8 protein-coding genes and 1 tRNA gene are annotated in these 8,684 nt (G+C 47.3%); 8 read left to right on the forward strand and 1 reads right to left on the reverse strand.

Annotated features, from left to right (window positions below):
• Positions 1 to 452: 452 nt before the first annotated feature.
• Both C5S62_RS11460 and C5S62_RS11465 read left to right on the forward strand, forming a co-directional pair.
• Positions 453 to 941, forward strand: coding sequence for a hypothetical protein (locus C5S62_RS11460; RefSeq protein WP_133159587.1), 489 nt, complete (start codon positions 453 to 455; stop codon positions 939 to 941).
• 94 nt (positions 942 to 1,035) lie between these two features.
• Positions 1,036 to 3,324: an NADP-dependent malic enzyme gene (locus C5S62_RS11465; protein ID WP_104405516.1), complete on the forward strand. Its 2,289-nt coding sequence runs from the start codon at positions 1,036 to 1,038 to the stop codon at positions 3,322 to 3,324.
• Between the two features lie 98 nt (positions 3,325 to 3,422).
• Here the strand turns inward: C5S62_RS11465 and C5S62_RS11470 are convergent, their stop codons facing one another.
• On the reverse strand, positions 3,423 to 4,160 hold the full coding sequence (locus tag C5S62_RS11470) for a YaaA family protein (RefSeq protein WP_104405517.1): 738 nt from the start codon (positions 4,158 to 4,160) through the stop codon (positions 3,423 to 3,425).
• Between the two features lie 479 nt (positions 4,161 to 4,639).
• Here C5S62_RS11470 and C5S62_RS11475 point away from each other — a divergent pair, with 479 nt between their 5' ends.
• From C5S62_RS11475 to aroB, 6 genes are all read left to right on the forward strand, one after another.
• On the forward strand, positions 4,640 to 5,524 hold the full coding sequence (locus tag C5S62_RS11475; RefSeq protein ID WP_190311585.1) for an aldose 1-epimerase family protein: 885 nt from the start codon (positions 4,640 to 4,642) through the stop codon (positions 5,522 to 5,524).
• 216 nt (positions 5,525 to 5,740) lie between these two features.
• Positions 5,741 to 5,815: transfer RNA gene (locus C5S62_RS11480), tRNA-Pro, on the forward strand.
• 236 nt (positions 5,816 to 6,051) lie between these two features.
• Positions 6,052 to 6,420, forward strand: coding sequence for a 50S ribosomal protein L19 (rplS, locus tag C5S62_RS11485; protein ID WP_104405519.1), 369 nt, complete (start codon positions 6,052 to 6,054; stop codon positions 6,418 to 6,420).
• Positions 6,421 to 6,541: 121 nt separating this feature from the next.
• On the forward strand, positions 6,542 to 6,814 hold the full coding sequence (locus C5S62_RS11490) for a hypothetical protein (protein ID WP_104405520.1): 273 nt from the start codon (positions 6,542 to 6,544) through the stop codon (positions 6,812 to 6,814).
• Between the two features lie 58 nt (positions 6,815 to 6,872).
• Positions 6,873 to 7,328: a thioesterase family protein gene (locus C5S62_RS11495; RefSeq protein ID WP_104405521.1), complete on the forward strand. Its 456-nt coding sequence runs from the start codon at positions 6,873 to 6,875 to the stop codon at positions 7,326 to 7,328.
• Between the two features lie 57 nt (positions 7,329 to 7,385).
• Complete coding sequence (aroB, locus tag C5S62_RS11500) at positions 7,386 to 8,432, forward strand: 3-dehydroquinate synthase (protein ID WP_104405522.1); 1,047 nt, start codon at positions 7,386 to 7,388, stop codon at positions 8,430 to 8,432.
• Positions 8,433 to 8,684 lie beyond the last annotated feature (252 nt).

Genomic DNA, 8,684 nt, shown 5'->3' on the forward strand with positions numbered 1-8,684 from the left:
AATTTAACACTTTTCTCAAAATTCATGCACCGTGTTTTCGGCTTGACCCGCTTTTTCAGTAATTTTCGCGCCTTTCCAGTCCTGTTTCCTCCGTATTTTTTTCTGAAATTCCCCGTATTGCAATTCAAATTCCAAGTATTCGAGTTAAAATTCCAGTACGGACTTTTTCTACTCCAATACCGCAAGTGTTGGAAATGCCGGTTTTAAATGTAACGGAAAGTTAAAAATGTTAATGTGCGACCGAGGCTGCCGGTAGGGCGTAACAATTATTAGTAATATTTCTGCGGGCGATTAAGTTAAAATCGTCTATCTTTGCAAAGAGCGAGCAGGACGCCCGTTCCGGTTCAGGGCCCGATCCGGAAGTTCAGGCTTCGTTTTTCGTCCGGCGTTTTCGTCTGGCGTAGCGTGCTCCTCATTGCAACTTACGTTTCATCCACAAAACTTTTATGATTATGAAGAAGTATTTGTTATTGGTGTTTTTCGCCCTCGTGACTCTTGGCACTTATGCCCAGCGCACGCCTCACGCCATTGGTGCCCACTTTGGCGGTTCCACAATTGACCTTGAATACCAGTACCACTTTAATAATAAGAATTTCTTTGACGTTACGGCCGGTGTGTTCGATCTTGACGACGGTTTCTCCCTGCAGGGTGTTTACAATTGGAATATCAAGCAGTGGCCAAACTGGACTCCCCGGTTTGCCACATGGAAATTCTGGGGTGGTTTCGGAGCCGGATTGGGCTACTATGACGATGATTCTCACAAAGACGGCATGTTCTTCGGTCCGGTGGGTACACTGGGATTCGGATTCACGCCTAAGGATATCCCGCTGACCATCGGCCTGGACTATCGTCCGATGGTGGCTTTCAACGTGGGCAATGATTTTAAAATCATCAACTCCGGTTTTAAGAATATCGGTGTGACGCTCACGTACCGCTTCTGACGGCGGATGGCAAAACAGCCCGGCTCCTTCCACAGGGAGGAGCCGGGATTTATTGGATATGACTGCCAACAAACAAAATATTAGTTCTACATTTATGGTAAAAATAACCAAAGAAGCAGCCTTGCTCTATCACTCGCAAGGCAAACCGGGCAAAATCGAAATAGTGCCCACCAAGCCTTATCGTACACAGACCGACCTCTCACTGGCTTACTCGCCGGGAGTGGCCGAGCCTTGTCTCGAAATTCAGGATAATCCGGACAATGCCTATAAATATACCAATAAAGGCAACCTTGTGGCCGTAATTTCCAATGGTACGGCCGTGCTTGGTCTGGGCGATATCGGTGCCGTAGGAGGCAAGCCTGTGATGGAGGGCAAAAGTCTGCTCTTTAAAATATATGCCGGCGTGGACGCTTTCGATATTGAGGTCGATGAAAAGGACCCCGAAAAGTTTATCGCTGCCGTAAAGGCCATTGCCCCCACCTTCGGGGGCATTAACCTTGAAGACATCAAGGCTCCCGAATGCTTCGAAATAGAACGCCGCCTCAAGGAGGAACTCGACATTCCCGTTATGCACGACGACCAGCACGGTACGGCTATCATTTCAGCTGCCGGCCTTATCAATGCCCTGGAAGTGGCAGGCAAGAAGATCGAGGACGCAAAAATCGTGGTCAACGGTGCCGGAGCGGCAGCCATATCATGCACCCGTCTCTACTGCGCTTTCGGCGCTCGCCGTGAGAATGTGGTGATGCTCGACTCCCGGGGCGTCATTACGGCCGACCGTCCCGGACTGACGGAGCAGAAACGCGAATTTGCTACTTCCCGTACCGATGTCCACACGCTTGAAGAAGCCATGCGCGGAGCCGATGTCTTTGTCGGCCTGTCAAAAGGAAATATCCTTTCTCAGGAAATGGTGCGATCCATGTCGGCCAATCCTATCATCTTCGCCCTGGCCAATCCCGTTCCGGAAATTTCCTATGAGGACGCCATGGCCGCCCGTCCCGATGTGCTTATGAGCACCGGACGCACGGACTACCCTAACCAGATAAACAACGTCATCGGTTTTCCTTATATCTTCCGCGGTGCTCTCGACACGGCCGCTTCCGCCATCAACGAGGAAATGAAGATGGCTGCCGTACGTGCCATTGCCGATTTGGCGCGCCGGCCGGTGCCCGACATCGTCAACCGCGCCTATCATGTGCGTAACTTTACTTTCGGTCCCGACTATTTTATTCCCAAACCCGTAGATCCGCGCCTCATTACAGAGGTGTCGATGGCTGTGGCCAAGGCCGCAATCGAAAGCGGCGTGGCCCGGAAGAACATAACCGACTGGAAAGCCTATCGCCAGCAATTACGTGAACTGATGGGGCAGGAGAGCAAGTTCACGCAAAACCTGTATGATACCGCGCGCCTGTCGCCCAAACGGGTGGTATTTGCCGAAGGAACTCACCCCACCATGCTCGAAGCCGCCGTGCGCGCCAAGGAAGAAGGGATATGCTTCCCCATTCTTTTGGGCAACGATGAGCAGATACGCCAAATGGCCGATGACATGAAACTCAACATAGAGGGGGTGGAAATCCTGAACCTGCGCAATGACTCACAGTATGAGCGCCGTCGCCGTTACGCCGAAATATTTGCCCGCAAGATGGAACGTAAAGGCTATACGCAGCAGGAGGCTGTCGACAAAATGTACGAGCGAAACTATTTCGGCATGATGATGGTGGAGACGGGAGAGGCCGATGCGTTCATAACCGGACTTTATACAAAATACTCCAACACCATAAAGGTGGCTAATGAGGTGATAGGTATCCGCCCCGGCTTTCAGCATTTCGGCACGATGCACCTCATCAGCTCGAAGAAAGGTGTTTTTTTCGTAGCCGACACGCTCATCAACCGTCGCCCGTCGGCCGATGCCTTGTTTGATATAGCCCGTCTGTCGGCCGATACGGTGCGCTTCTTCAACCGCACGCCGGCCATTGCCATGCTTTCCTATTCGAACTTCGGAACAGACACTGACGGCAGTGCCGCCAAAGTGCAGGAAGTGATCAAACGCATGCACCATCAGTATCCCGACTTGGCCATTGACGGCGAAATGCAGGTGAACTTTGCTCTCGACAGAGACTTGCGCGATGAGAAATTTCCTTTCAACCGCTTGAAGGGTGTCGACGTTAACACGCTGGTTTTCCCCAACCTGACGGCAGCCAATTCGTCTTATAAAATGATTAAGTCGATGATGGAAGACGGCGAAGTGGTAGGTCCCATTCAGATGGGGCTTAACAAACCCATCCATTTTACCGATTTTGAAAGTTCCGTGCGTGACATCGTGAATATTACGGCTGTGGCTGTGCTTGATGCCATTGTTCAGGAAAAGAAAGGCGGCAAGTAGGTTCCGCCATAACATCATTTGTTTCCGAAAAAAATCCGTCCGGCACGTTGCTTCATGGCAATGAGTGCCGGACGGATGCGTTATGAGAGGCAGTGGAGTCAGTGCAGGTACATCACAACGGGAGCTTCGGCAATTGCCGGTTCGAAAGCTGTCAGTTCGGAAGGATGTACAAGGCGGTTCTTGAGTATGAACCGTGCCATTTGTCCGCGGCTCATTTTTGTGTATATGACGATGGAGCGTTCGCGGCCTTCCTTTATCGTTTTGAACTCCGGCGTAATGACGTTAAGTTCGCCCGCTATGCGCCGCCAGTCGAAGAGGCGTTTCATTTCGGCGCTTGCCAAATTGACCAACACTCCATCGTCGGCCTTCACGGCCCGGATGAGATAATCCGTGAGCAGGGGTTTCCAATGCTCAAAGCGGCTCCGGTCATCGTCGGCCGGCAGGCGGACGTTGCCTTCCAGCCGGTAGGGACGTATGGCGTCGAGCGGGCGGAGCAGGCCGTACAGATATGAGGTGATGAAGAGATGTTGCTGTGCGTAGGCCATGTCGGTAATGGTGAGATGCTCCGGTCGGAGATGCTTGAATACAATGCCGGTGTAGGCCAGCAAGGCAGGGACTTCAGGCGTGGTGTGTGCAAAGAATTCAGCGTAGCGGCGGGCGTTTTCGGCAGCTATGGGCGTGTTGACATGGAGCGCTTCACGCAGGTCGGCAGCAGTGAGTTGCAGCAGTTGCCGTGCTGTCTGTTCGGCATCGGTCTGGAAATGTGGCACGGTAACTTCGGGAACTGCTGCCGGTGTATGGCCCATAGTTTTGGCACAGGAAAGGAGTATTTGCATGGTGGGACGTGATGAGATGGTTATTTAAAGAGGTGAAAATAGTCTTGTTGATATTAACCTGTATGACTGCCTGTTATATTCAGCTGGGGCTTTCCGCTTATTTCGGGCATTGGAGTGAGAAAAGTCCTTACCCGAATTTTAATACGGATACTTGCAATTTTTATTGTGATACTTGGCGTTTTCGGGATATATCTTAGAACATTTGTAGGAAAATCCCCTGTTTTTATGCAAAAAGCGGAACATATCCTTAGAGTGCTCCGCTTCGCCATGACAAAGATACGATTTTTTCCGCCTAAAGCAAATAGTTTTTAAATAGGGTATTCCTCCGATATTCGGATGAGTGGCAAGTTTATGAGTACGCAAGCAGTTTGGTCGCAGTGGTGTTATGGTAGATAAAAAACGGTGTGAATACGGCAGTGGAATGAAAACTGTTCGCTATATTTGCAGGACTAAATTCAATGAAAATATCAATGTCAACCATGAAAACTATCAGCAATGAATATCTGACTGTTGTCATCGACCCTCAGGGGGCCGAAATGCAGAGTTTGAAACACACCGCCTCGGGTCGGGAATATCTATGGCAGGGAGATCCGGCTTATTGGGAAGGACGTTCGCCTATTCTTTTTCCTGCTGTTGGCGGATTGTGGGATGGTACTTACCGTTATAATGGGCAGACTTATCCGATGCCTAAGCACGGGTTTATGCGTGACAAACTGTGGCAGGTGGCAGAGGAGCGGTCCGACAGTCTGACACTGACCTATGAAGGACCTCAGGAGGAAACAGACCGACAGGCTTTTCCGTGGGCGTTCGCGCTGACTGTATGTTATGCGCTTGAGGGAGATCGCCTTGTTGTCACGTTTACGGTTTCCAATAAAGGAAGCGAGACGATGTATTTTCAAATGGGCGGTCATCCCGGCTTTGCTTTGCCTGACTTTGATGAGGCTGCCGATGTGGACGGTTTCTTAAAGCTTGAAGGTGATGTGAAGGATGTCGTGCGTGCCAGCGAACAAGGTTGCGTAGGACCGGAACGTTTCAAAATACCTCTCACAGAAGACGGTTTGGTGCCATTGGCCGTTTCGACTTTTGAAAACGAAGCTCTTATATTCGATGGGGGTCAGTTGAAAGCTGCCACCTTGTTCGATAAATCGCGCCGTCCTTTGTTGCGGGTGGAAAGTTGTGCGCCTGTATGGCTTTTCTGGTCACCTCAAGGAGTGCATTCACCTTTCGTCTGTGCAGAACCGTGGTATGGCCTGTGTGACAGCATCGGATTTGACAGTGAGGTGTCCGAACGTGCTTATATAAATAGCCTCGTTGGTGGCGGGAAGTGGCACGGAGGCTATAGTATAACTCTTTGTGCGGACTGATCTCTGACTAGAGTCTGATGCTGGATATAAATATAGACAGGTCGTTTTTAAGCGATCTTTAAGTGCTTTTTATACCGGAATGATGGAAAAATGTCGTGAATGACATTTTTTTTAAAAAAAACATCTTTGCAATTTGGTGGAATAAAAATAATATTCTACTTTTGCACTCGCAAAAAGGAAGTAACTTATTTCTGAAAGATATTTCCATAAGCAAAACGGGATGTAGCTCAGTCCGGTTAGAGTACGCGTCTGGGGGGCGTGTGGTCGCTGGTTCGAATCCAGTCATCCCGACAATATGCGACAAACTACTTTTATGAAAGTGTTTTGTCGCATTTTCTATTTATAGTATTGATAGGATATAGTAGGTTGAAACTGTAGTCTTTTTTGTAAAGGATATTTTAGTCTTTGGAAAATTTGTTTATATCGAAAAAAAATTGTTCCTTTGCAGCGCTTTTCCTTCGGGCCTCTGTCTGGATGAGTGTTCCCCGTTATGCCCGGCAGGACTAAAAAATAAATTACCAAAAAAAATGGCAGATTTAATTAAAATTGCTGAGGAAGCCTTTGCTACAGGCAAATCTTTCCCCCAATTCCGTGCCGGTGATACTATCACCGTTGCTTACAAGATTGTCGAAGGTAACAAAGAGCGTATTCAGCTTTACCGCGGCGTTGTTATTAAAATTTCCGGTCATCAGGAAAAAAAGCGTTTCACAGTTCGCAAAATGTCCGGTTCAATAGGTGTGGAGCGTATATTCCCCATTGAATCACCTAATATCGATAGCATTGAGGTGAACAAGTATGGTAAGGTGCGTCGCGCTAAGCTTTATTATCTTCGTGGACTCACTGGTAAGAAAGCTCGTATCAAAGAACGTCGTATCAACGTCAAGAAAGAAGCTTGATAAGTTTCTTTTGAAGAAAGAAAAATTACAAAAGGGCGTGTGGCTACAGCTACATGCTCTTTTAATTTTATTTAAAAGGGTAACATAAGTCTGTTTGACGAAAATATGCTACTTTTGCCTCATGACAAACGATGCCCAAGATTTTATTGACGCTCTGGAAAATTTTGTCAGAGCGGAGCTGGCGGCAAGTGGCGAACCGGCCGATTATAATGTGGAAGCAATACGGGTGGTCGATGCACGCAACCATTTATTCTGCCAGGCTGGAAAGAGAATGACAGACGAGGGAGAGGATATCTTTGCCTTGCGTGACCTTTGTTATGTGGATGAGGAAACAATGGAGATGAGGCCTGACCGTGGGCGTATGGCTGCGGTGGCCCGTAATTTCTTTAGTTAATCAGATATTCTTTCTCCGTAACTTGCTTCATTTTATTTACGACGCACTTTAAATTATTATGTCAAATAAAAAACAACAGGCTTTTGATGAGGCAGTTGTGTTCAGACATCGCCTCCCTATTCAGATTCGATTTAATGACGTTGACCGCTACGGACATGTCAATAATAACGCTTATTTTGCTTTTTACGATTTAGGTAAGGAGGATTACTTGAATAATGTATTGAAACTCGATTACCGTAATCGTGATGTTGTGCCTGTCATTGCAAATGTCAATGCCGATTTTATTCAGCCGATTCTTTACGGAGATCAGATAGTGGTGGAAACGCGTATTTCACATGTGGGGCAGAAAAGTTTTACCCTGCAACAACGGGCTGTTAACGAAAAAACAAGAGAAGTCGTGTGTCGCTGTTCAACCGTGATGGTGTGCTTTTCTTTAAAATCCCAAACTTCGGCAGATATTCCGGATACTTATCGCAGTGCCGTCGAAAGTTTCGAACAAGGTTGTGATGAGTGATTTTCCGTTCCCCATTAGTCTTTTAATGGTTTTATACTTCAAATAGTCACTCTCGACATGTTACAGCAAATTATATTGTCAGAAAATATTAAAGAAGAATTATCAAACTTGTGTAGTGCTGGTTATGATAGAATATTTATCCTCGCCGATGAAACAACCGCCGCTTTGTGTCTCCCGCAGATAATGGGTTGTACGGCTTTAAACGAAGCTGGAAAGATTGTCATCGGATCTACTGATATACACAAGAATTTGGATACCCTCGCTAAAGTTTGGGAGGCTTTGGCTTTCGGTGGCGCCTCACGTCATTCGTTGCTTATTTGTTTAGGTGGCGGTATGGTTACCGATCTGGGTGGTTTTGCTGCTTCTACGTTCAAGCGCGGTATCCGTTTTATAAATGTTCCCACAACGTTATTGGCCATGGTTGATGCCGCTGTGGGAGGTAAAACAGGTATTAATTTCAACGGGTTGAAAAACGAGATCGGTGTTTTCAGTGAGAGTTTGGCCGTAATCATCAGCACGCAATTTTTACGAACACTCGATAAGGATAATTTGCGCTCCGGTTATGCCGAAATGCTGAAGCATGCTTTATTGCAAGATAAGGATATGTGGAGCGAGCATTTGAACTTTAATCTTGCATGTCCTGATTTAGGTCAGTTGCAAGAAATGGTGGCGCAAAACATAGAGGTGAAATCCCGGATCGTAAGGGAAGACCCTCGGGAGAGAGGCTTGCGTAAGGCTCTTAATCTGGGACATACGGTAGGACATGCTTTTGAAAGTTTAGCTTTGGAGAAACAGCAACCTGTATTGCACGGTTATGCGGTGGCATGGGGTTTGGTGGGTGAACTCTTTCTCAGCGTGAAACTTAAGGGTTTCCCTCAGGAAAAAATGCGTCAGACAGTTTCATTCATTAATGAGTATTATGGGCGTTTCCCATTTGCCTGCAAGGATTATGACCGTCTTTACGAACTGATGCGGCACGACAAGAAAAACGCAGGAGGCACGATAAATTTCACGCTTCTGTCAGATGTTGGAAACATTTGCTTGGACTGCCATGCTGGTAAGGATTTGCTTTATGAAATGTTCGATTTCGTGCGTGAGGGATAAGAGTTCTTTTTTCATCAGGAAGGGCGGCGTTGTGTCCTTTACTTAGTTATTGAAAATAAATATCAGTATATGTTCCGACTTATAACTTTATTCGAACGCTTGTTATCTCTGTTAATAGTGTTTCTGTTGCTGACGGCCACCGTTTTGTGGAGTGGGAGAATCTTTGGCAGTGAAGTGGGGACTTTGCGAGCAGTAACTTCGGGTCAAGCCGAAATTCCGGTGCATTTGTTAAAATTCGAGAGCTGAAATGTT

The organism is Prevotella sp. MGM2 (assembly GCF_002933955.1).
GTDB lineage: Bacteria > Bacteroidota > Bacteroidia > Bacteroidales > Bacteroidaceae > Alloprevotella.

Coding starts and splice junctions, on each gene's coding strand:
- C5S62_RS11465 (WP_104405516.1), top strand. CDS start 1,036: ATGGTAAAAATAACCAAAGAAGCAGCCTTGCTCTATCACTCGCAAGGC.
- C5S62_RS11490 (WP_104405520.1), top strand. CDS start 6,542: ATGACAAACGATGCCCAAGATTTTATTGACGCTCTGGAAAATTTTGTC.
- rplS (WP_104405519.1), top strand. CDS start 6,052: ATGGCAGATTTAATTAAAATTGCTGAGGAAGCCTTTGCTACAGGCAAA.
- C5S62_RS11495 (WP_104405521.1), top strand. CDS start 6,873: ATGTCAAATAAAAAACAACAGGCTTTTGATGAGGCAGTTGTGTTCAGA.
- aroB (WP_104405522.1), top strand. CDS start 7,386: ATGTTACAGCAAATTATATTGTCAGAAAATATTAAAGAAGAATTATCA.
- C5S62_RS11475 (WP_190311585.1), top strand. CDS start 4,640: ATGAAAACTATCAGCAATGAATATCTGACTGTTGTCATCGACCCTCAG.
- C5S62_RS11460 (WP_133159587.1), top strand. CDS start 453: ATGAAGAAGTATTTGTTATTGGTGTTTTTCGCCCTCGTGACTCTTGGC.
- C5S62_RS11470 (WP_104405517.1), bottom strand. CDS start 4,160: ATGCAAATACTCCTTTCCTGTGCCAAAACTATGGGCCATACACCGGCA.